The organism is Curtobacterium sp. MCLR17_039 (assembly GCF_003234745.1).
Lineage (GTDB): Bacteria > Actinomycetota > Actinomycetes > Actinomycetales > Microbacteriaceae > Curtobacterium > Curtobacterium flaccumfaciens.
Window position 1 is genome coordinate 22,996 of record NZ_QKTF01000005.1, and the last position, 14,645, is coordinate 37,640.

Here is a 14,645-nt window from a genome sequence, read left to right on the forward strand (position 1 = left end):
GCCGGTACGACGATCGTCGCCGCCAGCCCGGCTCCGCACCATCGGACCTTGGTACTAGTACCCGGTCAGCAGCGTCAGCAGGGCACGGTCACCAGCCGTGGTCGCGCGCCCACAGGGCGGCGCTCGTGCGGTCCGCGACACCGATCCGCCGGAACAGCGACCCGACGTGCACCTTCACGGTGCGCTCCGCGATGCCGAGCTCCGTGCCGATCTGCCGGTTCGACATGCCCCGGGCGATGCGGACGAGCACGTCCCGTTCCCGGGGCGGGAGCTCCGGGCCCCGGTCCGCGGCGGCTCCGGCGGCTGCTCCGGGCAGGAGCGCCCGGGCCACCCGGGGGTCGATCGGCGTCTCGTCGCGCGCTGCGGCACGGACCGCCGCGACCACGTCGTCGGGCGCGGCGTCCTTGAGCAGGTAGCCCGTGGCGCCGGCTGCCAACGCGGCCCGCACACGGTGGTCGTCCGAGAACGTCGTGACGACGAGGACCCGGACCGACGGCAGGAGCGCCCGCACCTGCCGGGTCGCCTCCACACCGCCGGCACCGGGCATCGACAGGTCCATCACGACGACGTCGGGCCGGAGCGTCGGCACGAGCGACACCGCTGCTTCGCCGGTGGCTGCCTCGCCGACGACCTCGCAGTCGTCCGTCGTCCCCAGCACCGCGCGCAGCCCGCTCCGGACCAGCGCGTGGTCGTCGACCAGCAGGACCCTCACCGCAGGGCCTCCGCGTCGACGGGGACCTCGAGGTCCCAGGTGGTGCCGGCACCCGGAGCGGTCCGGAGCAGCAGGGACCCGCCGGTGTCCTCGGCGACCTCGCGCAGCAGGGTCGTGCCGAGGTGTCCGGTGCGGCCGCCCTCGACGACCACGGCGGGGTCGAAGCCCGCCCCGTCGTCGTGCACGACCACCCGGACCGAGCCGCCGGCCTGCGTGACCGTGACGTCCACCCGGGTCGCTTCGGCGTGCTTGACGACGTTCCAGACGGCCTCACGGACGAAGCGCACGACCGCGAGCAGCGCGGCGGGGGACGCGTCGACGGCGGCCGGCACCCGCACGGTGGTCGCGAGCCCCGCTGCACGCGCGCGGGCACAGGCGTCGTCGAGGGCGGCGCCGAGTCCCTCGGGTGTCGGAGCCGCCGGCCGGATCGTCGCCATCGAGGTCCGCAGCGACGACACCGCACCCCGGAGCACGGTGGCGGCGTCGCGCGTGGCTGGATCGGCACCGAGGGACAGTGCGAGTCCGGCGACGTCCTGCACCGGTCCGTCGTGCAGTTCGGCGGCCATCCGTCGGCGTTCCGCGGCTTCGGCATCGAGCGCGCGACCGAGCAGCCGCTCCCGCAGGCGCTGCCCGGAACGGATCCGCAGCAGCAACCCGAGCAGCAGCGGCACCAGGAGCGCGAGCACCACGGCCACCGTGCCGAACGCCAGGACGGCGAACGACCGCCGCAGGTCCGCGGCGCGCGCGAGCACCTGGTCGTACGGCTGGTACGCCTCGAACAGCAGCGCCTCGCCGGACGGCGTGTGCACCGCCTGGTACGCCTCGAGCAGCGGCCCGTGCCCGCGCTCGTAGCGGTTCTCCGGCTCGGTCAGGTCCGACACCTCGGCGTCGGAGCGGTCCGACTCCAGCGCCTCCAGGTCCTCGTCGGACAGCGGGAAGCGCTCGCCGACCAGTCGACGTTCGTCCGACCAGAGCACCGTGCCGTCGGCCGCCCAGAGCTTCATCCGGACCGCCGATCCGGCGCGCAGCTCACCGGCCACCGCGTCGTCAAGGCGCGTCCGTGCGGCGTTCCGGTCGACGGCGGACCGGGACGGGTCGGCGACCGCGTCGAGCAGTGCGGGTTCGACCACGACGCGTGCGAGCGCCGCGGTGTCGCTGGTCGCGTCACGGACGGCGAACGACTCCGCGATGCGCTGCGCCACCAGGGTGCCGGCGGTCGCGACCGCGGCGCCTCCGACGACCGCGGCGAGCACGACGCCGACCAGGACGAGCCGCCAGGGCGTCCGGCCGGTCCGCCGGCGCGGGTCGGCCGCGACGAGCACGACCGGCTCCGCCGCCGTGTCACTGTCCGACGACCGTTGTCCGTGCACCCGGACACCGTAACCGGCGGGGTCCCCACCGGGCGCGCGTGGGGCCCGGATCGCCGCAGAACGCAGGCCTGGAGGCCCGTGGCGGCGTCGCCACGGGCCTCCAGGCCTGCTCGGGGTGCGTCGTACCGCACATGGTGAGCAGGAACGGTCGGGTCGCGGTGCGCGACCCGACCGTTCCTGCTCACGAAGCGGGCAGCCGCTCGCGCAGGGCGCCGCGGACCGACTCCCACCCGGCCAGACGGTCGCGGATCGCGTCGTCCTGCTCGGCGGCCAGGGCGTCCCGGTGCGCCTGTTCGAGCACCTCGTCGATGACGACCCGGCGCCCGCTGCGGGCCGAGGTGATGGCCGCGTCGACCATCGTGAGGCTCATCACGTTGCCGTGCACCTCGCCGTCCGGCACCTCGCCGGAGCGGACCGCCCGGACGAAGGACGCCAGCGACCCGGCGATCTCGTGCCCGACCGACGGCGCAGCGGCAGGGGAACCGGGGGTGCCGTCGAGGTCGCTCGAGGGGTCGTGGTCGCCGTCCCAGAGTGCCGTGCCGGCCGCTCCGGAGGCACGCCAGTCGCCGTTCCACGAGGTCTCGGCACCCGGCGCGCACCACGAGCCGTCGTAGACGTAGCGAACGTCGTCCTCGAACGTGAAGACGGCTGCGGCGGCCGCGTCACCCCGGTACCAGGACCACGACGGGTTCCACGACTCGCAGTACACCGACACCGGGTCGCGTTCGAGCACGTACCGGGCGGAGTCGAAGGCGTGGATGGCCATGTCGAGCAGCAGGACGTCGTCCATCTCCTCACGGAAACCACCGAAGTGCGGCGCCTTCGCGAACCGGGTGCTCAGCCCGCCCACGGCACCGAGGTCGCGGACGTGCTGCCGGAACGCGACGAGCTGGTCGTTGTAGCGGCGGGACTGCGACACCATGAACAGCTTGCCGGTGGCCTCGGCGGCGGCGGCGAGCGACAGCGCCTCGGCGACGGTCTGTGCGGCCGGTTTCTCGCCGAGCACGGGGAGCCCGGCCCGGAGTGCCTGCAGCGTGACCGGGTGGTGCGCGACCGGCACGGTGATGTCGAGGACGGCTTCGGCACCGGTCTCGGCGGCCAGCACGGTCAGGTCCGTGCCGACCGGGATCGACGGGTCGCCGGCGTGCTCGGCCCCGGCGCGGGCGGCGTCGAGGTCGAGGTCGACGATGCCGACCAGCTCGACCTCGGGGTCGGCGGCGACGGTGGCGAGCCAGGCCCGCCCCATCCCGCCGGCGCCGACCTGCAGGACGCGGAGGGGGCTCACGCCTGCGCCCCGTCGCGCTCGGCCGCCGGCTCGGCGGTCTCGGGCTCGGCGTCGTCGAACGGACCGCGGTAGTGCTGCCCGTCGAAGTACTCGCCCAGGTCGTAGCGGCGGAGCGTCGGGATCTCCCGCTCCCGCTCGGGCCGGGCCCACTCGGCGCCGTTCGCGATCACGCGGCGGACGTCCGGGTGGTGGTAGACGGGGAAGTCCTGGTCACCGGGGGAGAAGTAGAAGATCTTCCCGAGGCCGCGACGGTAGGTCATGCCGCTCCGGAACACCTCACCGCCGGTGAAGCCCGAGATGAACACGAGCTCGTCGGGCGTCGGGACGTCGAAGTACTCGCCGTACATCTCCTGCTCGGGGATGACGATCGGGTTCGGCACCCCGCGGGTGATCGGGTGCTGCGGGTTGACGGTCCAGACGAGCTCCTGGTCGTGCTCGCTGCGCCAGCGGAGGGTGCACGTGGTGCCCATCAGCTTGCCGAAGATCTTCGACCAGTGGCCGGAGTGCAGGACGAGCAGCCCCATGCCGGAGAGCACGTGCCGGTGCACCCGGTCGACCACGGCGTCGTCGACGTCCTGGTGTGCGGCGTGCCCCCACCAGGTGAGGACGTCGGTGTTCGCGAGGACCTCGTCAGTGAGGCCGTGCTCGGGCTCCTGCATGGTGGCGGTCCGGACGACGGCCTCGGGCAGGTGCTCGCGGATGCCGTCCGCGATCGCGCCGTGCATGCCGTCGGGGTACCGCTCGGCGACGTGCTGCTCGACCTGTTCGTGGACGTTCTCGCCCCAGACGGTGATGCGGAGCGGGGTGCTGGTCATGGTGTGTGCCTTTCGGGGGTGGTGAGACCCGGTCACTTGACTGCGCCGCCGGTGGCCCCGGCGGCGATGAACTTCTGCGCCACGAGCAGCAGCACGATGGCGGGGATCGAGGCCATCACCGCGGCGGCCATGACGGTCGACCAGTCGGCGGTGAAGGTGCCGATGTAGTTGTAGATGCCGAGCGTGATCGGCCGGACGTCCTCGGTGGTGGTGAGGGTCAGGGCGAACAGGAAGTCGCTCCAGGTGAACAGGAACGTGAACAGTCCGGCGGTGATCAGGGCGTTGGCGCTGATCGGCACGACGACCGAGCGGAAGGCCCGGAAGTTGCCGGCACCGTCGACCTTGGCGGCCTCGATGATCGACGGCGGGATGTTCTGCATGAACGCCCGCATGATCAGGATCGCGAAGGGCACGCCCGCGGTGCTGTCGGCCAGGATCAGCCCCGGCACGGTGTTCAGCAGGCCGAGGTCGTTGTACGCCGCGTACAGGGCGTTCGCGACGACGATGCCCGGGATCATCTGCGAGATGAGGATGCCGAACAGCACCGCGTTGATGCCCTTGACCTTGAACTGGGCGAGCGCGTACGACGCCGGCGTCGCGATGAGCAGGCTGACGACGACGCTGCCCAGGGCGATCACCAGGCTCGTGACCAGGGCGCCGCCCTGGTCGGCGATGGCCTGCGCGTAACCGCCGAGCTGCGCGTTGATCGGGAACCAGGCGGCCTCGATCGCGGAACCGGCCGGCTGCAGCGAGATGTTGATCATCCAGTAGACGGGGAACAGCATCACGGCGAGGATCAGGATCCCGACGCCGGACAGCACCCACTGCTTCGCGCTCGTGGGGCGGACGGGTCGCCGGGTGCCGCGGGTGACCACCGCGCGGGTCCGGAGGACGTCGTTGGTGGACGCTGCGTCAGTCATCGACGGCCTTCCTGTTGAGGCGGAGGTAGACGATCGCGAACAGGGCGGAGATCACGATGAGGATGTTGCTCAGCGCGGCGCCCTGCCCGAAGTCGAACTGCTTGAACGACAGGTCGTAGGACTGGGTCGCGATGGTCTGGGTGGCGTTCGCCGGCCCGCCGTTCGTCAACCCGAGGATGATGTCGAGCACCTTGATCGTGTAGACGACGCCGAGCACGAGCGTGACGCTCACGACGGGGCGCAGCATCGGCCAGGTGATCGCCCAGAAGGCCTTCCACCCGGTCGCGCCGTCGAGTGCCGCGGCCTCGTACAACTCGGTGGGGATGTCCTGCAGACCGCCGTACAGGATCGTGGTGTTGAAGGGGATCCCGATCCAGATGTTCACCGCGATGACGGTGATGAGCGCCACGGCGGGGCTCGTCAGCCACGGGACCGACGGGATGCCGAAGGTGCCGAGGAACTGGTTGACGACGCCAGAGTCCTGGTCGAGCATCCACTTCCAGACCGCGCTCGAGACGATGAGCGGCAGCAGCCAGGGCAGCAGGAGCAGCGAGCGCAGGAGACCGGAGAGCGGGAAGTTCCGTCGGAAGAACAGGGCGAGCAGCAGACCGAGGACGAACTGGCCGACGATCGACCCGATCGTGAACAGCGCGGTGTTGAGCATCGCCGTGCCGAACAGCTGGGACGACACGACCGAGGCGTAGTTCGCCAGGCCGACCCAGGGTGCCTCGCCCGTGTAGAACGTCGACGTCGTGTACGCCTGGAAGCTCATGACGATGTTCTTGACCACCGGGTAGCCGAAGAACAGCAGCAGGAACAGGACGGCCGGCAGCAGGAACAGCAGCTGCGCGATCCGTTCGAAGCGCAGCGAGCGGCCCGGGCGGGGCCGCCGGGACGGAGCGGGCGCTCCGTTCCCGGCGGCCCGCCGTGGGGCGACGGGGGTCGCGGTGCTCGTCATGCTCAGTTGCTCGACTGCGCGTTCTGCAGGGCGTCGGCCGGGGAGTCCTGCCCGGTCAGCGCCGACTGCACGGCCGTGTAGATCTTCGTCGCGGCCTTGGGCCAGTCGGCACCGAGCTCGCCGGTGCGGGCGCGGGCGTCGGCGACGAGGTCGACGAACACCTGCTCCTCGGGGACGTCCTTGCCGAACTGCTGCGCGACGTCGGTCTTCGAGGGGATCGTGTACCGCAGCTTCGCCATCGCGAGCTGGTTCGCGTCGCTGTTCATGCAGTCGACGATCTTCGCCGCGACGGCCTGCTTCGCCTTGTCACCGGTGTTCGGGACGGTCCAGACCTCGCCACCGAGCGGGGCCACGGCCTTGTCGCTGGCAGCCTGCACGGGGATCTGGGCGATCCCGTAGTCGACCTTCGACTCCTTCAGGCCGGGGATCTGCCACGGGCCGTTGATCATCATCGCGGCCTTGCCTGCCATGAACTGGTCGTTCACGTCGGCCTGGGTCCAGTTCACGACGCTCTTCGACATCGAGCCGTCATCGACCAGGCCCTTCCAGAGCGACAGTGCTTCCTCGGTCTCCGGGGTCGCGATGTCCTTCTCGTCGCCGCCGTTCGACCACATGAACGGCAGGAACTGCCAGGTGCCCTCGTACGTGGCGTTGGCGTCGACGGCGAACCCGTACTGGTCGCCCTTGGTGAGCTTCGCCGCGGCGGACTGCAGCTCGTCCCACGTCTTCGGCGGGGTGACACCGGCCTCGGACAGCACCTTCTTGTTGTAGAAGAGCGCGATGGTGTTCACGGTGGGGGCGAGGCCGTAGACCTTGTCCTCGTAGGTCCCGGCCTGCAGCACGCCCTTGGCGTAGCCGTCGGTCGAGATGTCGTAGTCGGACAGCGGCGACAGCGCACCGGTCTCGGCGATCTGCTGCAGATCCGGGTTGTCGAGCATCAGGACGTCCGGCAGGGTCTTCGACGACGCCTGCTGCAGGACCTTCTGGATGAGCGACGAGCCGGGCACCAGGCTGCGCTTGATGGTGACGTCGTTCTCGGCCCCGCACTTGTCGAGGTACTCGCCGATGACCTTCTTGTCGTTGCCCTGGTTGTAGTAGTCGAGCACGGTGATGGAGTCCACCTTGCCGCCGGAGCTCGCTGACGAGCCGCCGGAACAGCCGGCGAGGACGAGGGGGACGGTGGCCAGCATGGCGACCGCGCTGAGGACCGGGGCGATCCTGCGGTGTCGAGGCTTCATTGCTTCGCTCTTCTCTGGATGGTTGCCGGACACGAGTCGAACGTGTCGCTCGTGGATCGGGGACGACCGGACCAGAACCGCTCCGTCGCGTCCCGAGTGGGGTCGAAGCTAGCATCGAAGCGGTTAGATGGTAAAGCGCTTAGACGAACTTTTTCGGGCACCGCCCCCGCTACAGTGAGCGCAACAGGGTGAGGGAGCGGCATGGCGACGATGCAGCAGGTCGCCGACCGGGCGGGCGTCTCGATCGCGACGGTGTCCTTCGTCGTGAACGGGAACAAGCGCGTGTCCGCCGACACCCGTGCCCGGGTCACGGCGGCGATGCGCGAGCTCGGCTACCGGAACAACGTGGTCGCCCGGGCGCTGGCGTCGCGCCGCACCCGGATCCTCGCGCTCGTGTTCCCGGTGCTCGAGCACCGGCTCGGCCAGACCGCGCTCCAGTTCTTCACGAGTGCCGCGAGCCGCGCCTCGGAGCTCGGGTACCACCTGGTGCTCTGGCCGGCGGTGACGACGGCGGACGACGTGCAGGACCTCATCTCGGGCGGTCTCGCCGACGGGGTCGTGGTGATGGAGGTCACGATGCACGACCCCCGGATCGCCCGTCTGACCGAACTCGAGGTCCCGTTCGTCGCGATCGGCCGCACCGCCGACCCCTCGGGCATCTCCTACGTCGACATCGACTTCGAGCGCACCGTCGAGGACGCCCTCGACCACCTCACCGGGCTCGGGCACCGACGGATCGGGCTCGTGGTCGAGGACCTCGACGGCACCACGATGGCCGACTACGGGCCGAAGGTGCGCTCCGAGGCGGCGTTCCACGCCGGTGTCGAGCGCCGCGGCCTGACCGGCACCGTGGTCGCCGCCGGTGCCTCGGCCGAGGGTGGGCGTCGTGCGGCGGCGGACCTGCTGGCGCACGACCCCGGCGTCACGGCCGCGATCATCATGAAGGACGACTCGAACTTCGGGCTCGTCAGCGGGTTGCGGGCCGGCGGTCGGCGCGTGCCCGAGGACGTCTCGGTCATCGCGATCGTGTCCTCCGACGGCGCCGGCGCCGCGACCGAGCCGGTGCTCACGACGCTGAACGCCCCCGGCCCGGAGCTCGGCCGCCTGGCGGTCGAGTCGCTGGTCGACCGCCTCGAGGGCGGCAGCACCGAGCGCACCCACACGCTCATCCCGTGCGCGCTGCACCTGGCCGACTCGACGGTCCCCGCCCCCGCCTGACCCCCTGACGGCCTGGAGGCGCGGGTCGGCCCCGCCACGCGCCTCCAGGCCGCCGCCGGCCACGTTTTCGGGCTGCGCGACAGTCCACGGCTCCCCGGGCGCGTGAGGTGTCGTCCACCCCGAGAGGTGCTCGGCGCGGCCGCGCCGCCACCGCCCCTGGCGGACAGGCCAGGCTCCGCCTGGTTGTGTGGACGTACAGGTTCGCAGCACCACACGTCGAGGAGGACGGATGGCAATCGACCGGAGGACGTTCATGCTCGGGGGAGCGGGGGTGCTGCTGCTCGCCGGTTGCTCCACCCGACCCGAGCGCACGCGGGTCGAGGACTGGCCCACCGAACCGCCCGAGGGCGAGGCGACGATCAGCTGGTGGGCCGGGCAGGTCGCCTCGAAGGACGGCGGTGACCTGCGGCGGAGGCTCATCGCGGAGTTCCAGAGGGAGCACCCGAACATCCGGGTCCGGATCGTCAGTGCCCCGAGCGACACCGACACGAACCGGACCAGCCTGACGACCCAGATCGCGGCCGGCAGCAGCACGCCGGACGTCTACCTCGGTGACGTCGCCTGGCCCGGGCAGTTCGCGAAGAACAAGCTCGCGACCCCCGTGAACCAGCTCGTCGGCGAGGACTTCTTCGACCAGTTCCCCGAGGGCCTGCGGCTGGCGGCGAGCGTCGACGGGACCTACTACATGTTCCCGCTGTACATCGACGAGTCGTTCTTCCTGTACCGGAAGGACCTGCTCGCGAAGCACTCCCTGCAGGTGCCGGGGTCGTGGGAGGAAGTGCGCGAGACCGCCGCGAAGCTCGTCGACACCGGCGACGTGTCGTACGGGTTCGCGTTCCAGGGCGACGTGTACGAGGGACTGACCTGCAACGTCACCGAGTTCGTCGCCGACGCCGGCGGGTCGCTGCTGAACGACGACCTCACGAAGCCGGAGACGACGAGCTCCGAGACCAAGCGCGCGTTCGAGTTCATGCGGTCGCTGGTGACGTCGGGGGCGTCGCCACGGGCCACCCTGACGTACCAGGAGCAGGACACCAACGACGCCTTCTCCGGCGGCCGCGCGGCGTTCCTGCGCAACTGGTCGTACGCGTGGGGGATCGCGAACGGCCCGGACAGCCGGGTCGCCGGCAAGGTGGGTCTCGCCGCCCGGCCGACGTTCGACGGCATGGACGAGCACCACTCGACGATCGGCGGGTGGGGGAACTACATCAACCCGCACACCCAGGAACCCGCGGCGGCACTGACCTTCGCGCGCTGGATGTCGAGCGAGACCGCGCAGCAGTTCTTGACCCGCGAGGGCGGGGTCCTGCCGGCTCGCTCCGCGAGCCTCGTCAGCGCGGACGCGAAGCGCCAGGAGCGCCCGACCTACGACACGGCGGCGGGCATCACGCTCGTGCCCCGTCCGACCTCGACCGCCTACTACCCGAAGGTGTCGCAGGGCGTCTACCAGAACGGCAACAGCATCCTCGGCGGGCAGGCCTCCGTCGACGGCGGCACCAGCGCGATGGCCTCCGCCATCTCGCTCGCCCTGCAGGGAGCGGCGCTGTGAGCGCCGGCACGGCGACACGACCGGCACGGCCTGGAGGCGCGGGTCGCGTCGATCCGCCCCGGCCGACGGGGCGGTCGCGTCTCGACCGCATCCGCTCGCGGGGCGCGTGGGGCTTCGCGGCCCCGGCGCTCCTGGTGGTCGCGGCGGTGACGATCTTCCCGGTCGTGTACTCGGTCGTCCTGAGCTTCGCGGACGTCGAGGTCGGGTACGAGGGCTTCACGATCCAGTCGTTCGGGCTCGACAACTACGCGGCCCTGCTGCAGAGCGCCGACTGGTACCGGGCGCTCGGCTTCACGGTGCTCTACACGGTCGTGACGGTCTCGGTCGAGCTCGTGCTCGGCATGCTCGTCGCCCTCGTGCTCGAGCGCCTCGGGGCCACCCGCGGCTGGATGCTCGCGCTCATGCTCATCCCGTGGTCGCTCGTCACCATCGTGAACGCGCAGCTGTGGAAGTACATCTACGACAGCACCTACGGCGTCGCGACGTGGTTCTTCGGGTTGTTCGGGGACGCCCCGGTGATCCTCGGTGAACCGGTGCCCGCGATCACCGGGCTGATGGTCGCCGACATCTGGAAGACGACGCCGTTCGTCGCGATCATCCTGCTCGCGGGGCTCGTGCAGATCTCCGAGGACCACTACGAGGCCGCCGAGCTCGACGGCGCGAGCACCTGGCAGACGTTCTGGCGCGTGGTACTGCCACAGCTCACCCCGACCCTGACGATCGCGGTGCTGTTCCGCATCCTGCAGGCGTTCGGCGTCTTCGACCTGCCGTTCGTGCTGACGAACGGCGGCCCGGGCACCGCCACCCAGTCGCTCGCGATCATGGGCTACAAGGTGCTCTTCCAGGACATCAACATCGGACCGGGCGCGGCGATCGCGACCTCCACCGCGGTCATCGTCGCGGCGGGGTGTCTGCTGTTCCTCCGGGCGTTCCGGAACCAGGCGAAGGGAGGGGACGACTGATGCCCCGTCAACGTGTGCGCAAGGGCTGGCGGAAGTGGGTCAACACCGTCAACGTCAGCGGTGTCGTCATCGCGGTGCTCACCGCACTGCCGCTCTACTGGCTCGTCACGACGTCGCTCAAGCCGGCGTCCGAGATCGGGCAGTCGCCGCCGACCGTCTGGCCGCAGTCGTTCACCTTCGACAACTTCGTGGTGGCCTTCCGTGACAACGCGCTCGGCCAGTACATGGTGAACAGCGTCATCGTGTCGGTGTCGACCACGGTGATCGTGCTCGCGCTGGCGTTCCTCGCCGGGTACGCCCTGGCCGGCCGGTTCATCCGGGGGCGCACGGCGATCATGACCTCGCTGCTCATGCTGTCGGTGTTCCCGGCGATCGCGGTGCTGACGCCGCTGTACCTGCTCGAGCGCAACCTCGGGCTGCTCAACTCGTACCCGGGCCTGATCGTGCCGTACGTGGCGTTCAACCTGCCGTTCGCCATCTGGATCATGCGGAACTACCTGCAGGGGATCCCGTCGACGATCGAAGAGGCGTCCGAGATCGACGGCGCCGGGGCGTGGCGGACCGTGCTGTCGGTGATCCTGCCGATGGCGAAGCCTGGCCTGTTCACGGTCGGCGTCTTCACCTTCACGGCCTCGTGGAGCGAGTTCCTGATGGCACTGACCTTCAACAGCGAGAACTCGTTCCGGACGATCCCGGTCGGCATCGCGCTCTTCGGGACGCAGTTCACGGTGCCGTTCGCGCAGATCTTCGCCGCGAGCGTCGCTGCGACGGTGCCGATCGTCATCCTGGTGCTCGTGTTCCGCCGCTCGATCGTGTCCGGTCTGACCTCCGGAGCGGTCAAGGGGTGACGGGTGTCCAGAATGCGGAGATAGGTAGGGAACTTACCTAGCTGCGCATGCTGGACATTCGTCCGGGCGTCGTCCTGACCGCCCGTACCCTGCCGTCAGGGGCTCGGTGCGCCGAGATCGACGGCTGCGACGATGCGGTCGATGATCCGCACGAACCTGGCCCGCTCCCGTTCCGAGAAGGAGGCCATCAGGTCGTGCAGGTGCTTGTTCGTGCCGTCCATCGCGCGCGCGTAGTCGCGGCGGGCAGCATCGGTCAGCTCGATGTACCGGCTGCGGCCGTCGTCGGGGTTCGGGACACGGCTGAGGTGTCCGCTGTGCTCGAGGCGGTCCACCATGCCGGTGACCGCCGGGCCGGTGAGTCCCAGGTGCTTCGACAGGTCCTTCACGCGCACCGTCCGACCCGCTTCCTCGGCGCGCGAGACGAACTGCAGCAGCGTCAGGTCGCCGCCGGAGACGCCGAGCTCGTCGCGCAGTCGACCGCGCAGTTCGGAGACCGCGGCCTCGAGCCGGGTCAGCGCCGCGTCCAGGTCGACATCGCTCACGACAACGTCCCCTCTGCACGGGTCTCGTCCGGGTCACGATACGCCGCAGTCACCGCCCCAGCGTATCCACATAACGCGAAGCGTGGAACGGTGCAGGTGGCGATGGCGGATTCGGGGCACCGTGGCTGACTCCGTCCCGACTCCGCAGTCCGCTGCACGCGCCGGGGAACCGGTGCGTTTCGAGGTCTCCGGCGGTGACCCCGACTCGGCCGAGCGCGACCTCGCCGCCGTCCACGGCGCCGATCGGTGGTCCGTCCGGCGCCTCGACGACGACTTCTCGTACCGGTACACGGCCGTCGGGGACTCCGACGTGAGCATCCGGCGTTCGCAGCTGCGCGGTGCCGTGCGCGGCTCGGTGCCCGTCGGTGCCGACTACGTGGTGACGTGGATCACCAGCGGGACCGCGCACCTGGACTCCGGGCGCGTCCGGATGGAGTTGCGCCGGGACGTCCCCGTGCTCCTGCCACCCGAGGACGACTTCGTGTTCACGGCCGAGGACCACGACCAGCGGCTGGTGCACTTCGGGCGGGAGTACGTGCACCGCGTCGCGTTCGAACACCTGGAGGTCGACGCCACGCCACTGCGGTTCGACCCCACCCGCGCGCCGGAACCCGACACGGCGGAGCGCTGGCAGGGGGCGCTCGTGGCGCTGTCCCGGGCACTGCGTGCCGAGGGGCCCGACTCCGACGCGTGGCACGAGGCCAAGCGGTCGGCGGCCACCGCGTTCCTGGACACGTTCCCGCCGCAGGCCGACGACCTGCCCGCGGTGCTCGGCCTGCCCCGGAACGCCCGGCTGCGGGCGGCGGTGGAGTACATCCACGCGCACGCCGCCGAGCCCGTCACGGTCCAGGAGCTGTCCGAGGTCGCCGGCCTGAGCGTGCGGTCGGTGCAGGAGTCGTTCCGCCGGGTCTTCGACGTGTCGCCGCTGACCTACCTGCGCGAGGTCCGGCTCGACCGCGTGCGCGGGGAACTGCTCGAGCTCGACCCGCAGGCCGGGGTCGTCGGGGACGTCGCCCGGCGGTGGGGGTTCGCCCACCTCGGCCGGTTCTCGGCGGCGTACGCGGCCCGGTTCGGCGAGTACCCGAAGCAGACCCTGCGGCGCTGACGGCGGCGGGTGCTCAGCGGCCGGACGCCGGCCTCGGCGCGGGGCCCGTGCTCGCCCGCACCCGCAGGGTCGTGGGGAGCCGGACGTGGTCCGTGGTCGGTTCGCCACGGAGCATCGTCAGGAGCATCTGGACGGCGTGTGACCCGAGCTCGGCGAGCGGCTGCGACACCGTGGTGAGCGGCGGGGTCGTGGTGGACGCCTGCGGCACGTCGTCGAAGCCCACGACGGACAGGTCCTGGGGGACGCGGAGCCCGACCTCGGCCGCGGCGCGGAGCACACCGATCGCCGACGAGTCGTTCGCGGCGAACACCGCGGTGGGGCGGTCGGCGAGGGTCAGGAGCTCGCGGGCGACGGCCGCGGACTGGTCCTCCTGGTAGCCGCCGTCACGCAGCAGGCACTCGTCGACCGTGATGCCCGCGGCCGTCAGGGCCGAGCGGTACCCGGCGGCGCGCAGCTGGGCGGAGGCCAGGTCGGCGCGTCCCTGCAGGTGCGCGATGCGGGTGTGGCCGAGTGACAGCAGGTGTTCGACCGCCTGCACCGCGCCGGCCTCGTTGTCGGCGTCGACGGTGGCGTGCCCCTCCGGCCCGGTGTGCGGGTCGATCGCCACGACGGGGATCGACGAGCTCGACAGTGCCGTGGTCGGGGTGACGACGATCGCGCCGTCGATCAGGGTGCCGGACAGGCGGGACAGCGACCGGCGCTCCCACCCGGGTCGGTCGGCGCCGGTCATCAGGCCGGCGTAGGCGAGGAGCTCGTAGCCGGTGCCGGTGGCCGCCCGCGAGATGCCGCGGAGCAGCTCGGTTGAGAACGGCTCGAACTCGGGCACCAGGATGCCGACGACCCCGGTCCGCGAACTCCGCAGGCTCCGGGCGACCAGCGAGGTCTCGTACCCCAGGTCGTCGACCACCTGCTGCACGCGGAGCATCGTGGCGGGTGCGACCCCGTCGCGCTGGTTGATCACCTTGGACACCGTCGGGATCGAGACCCCGGCCACCCGCGCCACGTCGCCGATCGTCACCCGGCCGGCACCGGGACGCGCGCCGAGTGCCGAGTCCATGTGCACACCGTACCGCTGCGGCACCATGCCATCGGTAAAGAAAACGTTATCGATATCGATTGACAT

14 protein-coding genes are annotated in these 14,645 nt (G+C 71.0%); 5 read left to right on the plus strand and 9 right to left on the minus strand.

What is annotated here, in order from left to right; genetic code table 11:
- Positions 1–88: 88 nt before the first annotated feature.
- The 7 genes from DEJ00_RS07475 to DEJ00_RS07505 all read right to left on the minus strand — a co-directional run bounded on the left by DEJ00_RS07475 (position 89) and on the right by DEJ00_RS07505 (position 7,298).
- Positions 89–712, minus strand: a complete 624-nt coding sequence (locus DEJ00_RS07475; protein WP_111056919.1) for a response regulator transcription factor — start codon at positions 710–712, stop codon at positions 89–91.
- Positions 709–2,082: an ATP-binding protein gene (locus DEJ00_RS07480; protein WP_111056920.1), complete on the minus strand. Its 1,374-nt coding sequence runs from the start codon at positions 2,080–2,082 to the stop codon at positions 709–711. The genes DEJ00_RS07475 and DEJ00_RS07480 overlap by 4 nt, the downstream gene beginning before the upstream one ends.
- A gap of 181 nt (positions 2,083–2,263) precedes the next feature.
- Positions 2,264–3,367, minus strand: coding sequence for a Gfo/Idh/MocA family protein (locus DEJ00_RS07485; RefSeq protein WP_071405201.1), 1,104 nt, complete (start codon positions 3,365–3,367; stop codon positions 2,264–2,266).
- Positions 3,364–4,182 carry a ThuA domain-containing protein gene (locus DEJ00_RS07490; protein WP_111056921.1) on the minus strand — a complete coding sequence of 273 codons (819 nt, stop codon included), beginning with the start codon at positions 4,180–4,182 and terminating at the stop codon, positions 3,364–3,366. The genes DEJ00_RS07485 and DEJ00_RS07490 overlap by 4 nt, the downstream gene beginning before the upstream one ends.
- Positions 4,183–4,214: 32 nt before the next feature.
- Entirely contained in the window at positions 4,215–5,102 is an 888-nt protein-coding gene (locus DEJ00_RS07495; protein WP_027464442.1) for a carbohydrate ABC transporter permease, read from the minus strand.
- Entirely contained in the window at positions 5,095–6,060 is a 966-nt protein-coding gene (locus tag DEJ00_RS07500; protein ID WP_027464443.1) for a carbohydrate ABC transporter permease, read from the minus strand. The genes DEJ00_RS07495 and DEJ00_RS07500 overlap by 8 nt, the downstream gene beginning before the upstream one ends.
- Positions 6,061–6,062: 2 nt before the next feature.
- Positions 6,063–7,298, minus strand: a complete 1,236-nt coding sequence (locus DEJ00_RS07505; RefSeq protein ID WP_111056922.1) for an ABC transporter substrate-binding protein — start codon at positions 7,296–7,298, stop codon at positions 6,063–6,065.
- A 201-nt stretch (positions 7,299–7,499) separates the two neighbouring features.
- Here DEJ00_RS07505 and DEJ00_RS07510 point away from each other — a divergent pair, with 201 nt between their 5' ends.
- From DEJ00_RS07510 to DEJ00_RS07525, 4 genes are all read left to right on the plus strand, one after another.
- Entirely contained in the window at positions 7,500–8,516 is a 1,017-nt protein-coding gene (locus tag DEJ00_RS07510; RefSeq protein WP_258373584.1) for a LacI family DNA-binding transcriptional regulator, read from the plus strand.
- 229 nt (positions 8,517–8,745) lie between these two features.
- Positions 8,746–10,065: an ABC transporter substrate-binding protein gene (locus tag DEJ00_RS07515; RefSeq protein ID WP_027464446.1), complete on the plus strand. Its 1,320-nt coding sequence runs from the start codon at positions 8,746–8,748 to the stop codon at positions 10,063–10,065.
- Entirely contained in the window at positions 10,062–11,027 is a 966-nt protein-coding gene (locus DEJ00_RS07520) for a carbohydrate ABC transporter permease (RefSeq protein ID WP_181440118.1), read from the plus strand. The genes DEJ00_RS07515 and DEJ00_RS07520 overlap by 4 nt, the downstream gene beginning before the upstream one ends.
- On the plus strand, positions 11,027–11,875 hold the full coding sequence (locus DEJ00_RS07525) for a carbohydrate ABC transporter permease (protein WP_027464448.1): 849 nt from the start codon (positions 11,027–11,029) through the stop codon (positions 11,873–11,875). Before DEJ00_RS07520 ends, DEJ00_RS07525 begins: the two co-directional genes overlap by 1 nt.
- Before the next feature lie 95 nt (positions 11,876–11,970).
- Here the strand turns inward: DEJ00_RS07525 and DEJ00_RS07530 are convergent, their stop codons facing one another.
- Complete coding sequence (locus DEJ00_RS07530; protein WP_071405206.1) at positions 11,971–12,417, minus strand: MarR family winged helix-turn-helix transcriptional regulator; 447 nt, start codon at positions 12,415–12,417, stop codon at positions 11,971–11,973.
- A 121-nt stretch (positions 12,418–12,538) separates the two neighbouring features.
- Here DEJ00_RS07530 and DEJ00_RS18695 point away from each other — a divergent pair, with 121 nt between their 5' ends.
- Positions 12,539–13,522, plus strand: a complete 984-nt coding sequence (locus tag DEJ00_RS18695; RefSeq protein WP_214524653.1) for an AraC family transcriptional regulator — start codon at positions 12,539–12,541, stop codon at positions 13,520–13,522.
- 13 nt (positions 13,523–13,535) lie between these two features.
- Here the strand turns inward: DEJ00_RS18695 and DEJ00_RS07540 are convergent, their stop codons facing one another.
- The gene (locus DEJ00_RS07540; RefSeq protein WP_071246046.1) at positions 13,536–14,579 is read right to left on the minus strand and encodes a LacI family DNA-binding transcriptional regulator; all 1,044 of its coding nucleotides are present in this window, start codon (positions 14,577–14,579) and stop codon (positions 13,536–13,538) included.
- Positions 14,580–14,645 lie beyond the last annotated feature (66 nt).

Excerpts from the sequence above, each read along its gene's own strand:
- DEJ00_RS07490 (WP_111056921.1), bottom strand. The coding sequence starts at position 4,182 with ATGACCAGCACCCCGCTCCGCATCACCGTCTGGGGCGAGAACGTCCAC.
- DEJ00_RS07495 (WP_027464442.1), bottom strand. The coding sequence starts at position 5,102 with ATGACTGACGCAGCGTCCACCAACGACGTCCTCCGGACCCGCGCGGTG.
- DEJ00_RS07500 (WP_027464443.1), bottom strand. The coding sequence starts at position 6,060 with ATGACGAGCACCGCGACCCCCGTCGCCCCACGGCGGGCCGCCGGGAAC.
- DEJ00_RS07505 (WP_111056922.1), bottom strand. The coding sequence starts at position 7,298 with ATGAAGCCTCGACACCGCAGGATCGCCCCGGTCCTCAGCGCGGTCGCC.
- DEJ00_RS07510 (WP_258373584.1), top strand. The coding sequence starts at position 7,500 with ATGGCGACGATGCAGCAGGTCGCCGACCGGGCGGGCGTCTCGATCGCG.
- DEJ00_RS07515 (WP_027464446.1), top strand. The coding sequence starts at position 8,746 with ATGGCAATCGACCGGAGGACGTTCATGCTCGGGGGAGCGGGGGTGCTG.
- DEJ00_RS07525 (WP_027464448.1), top strand. The coding sequence starts at position 11,027 with ATGCCCCGTCAACGTGTGCGCAAGGGCTGGCGGAAGTGGGTCAACACC.
- DEJ00_RS07540 (WP_071246046.1), bottom strand. The coding sequence starts at position 14,579 with ATGGACTCGGCACTCGGCGCGCGTCCCGGTGCCGGCCGGGTGACGATC.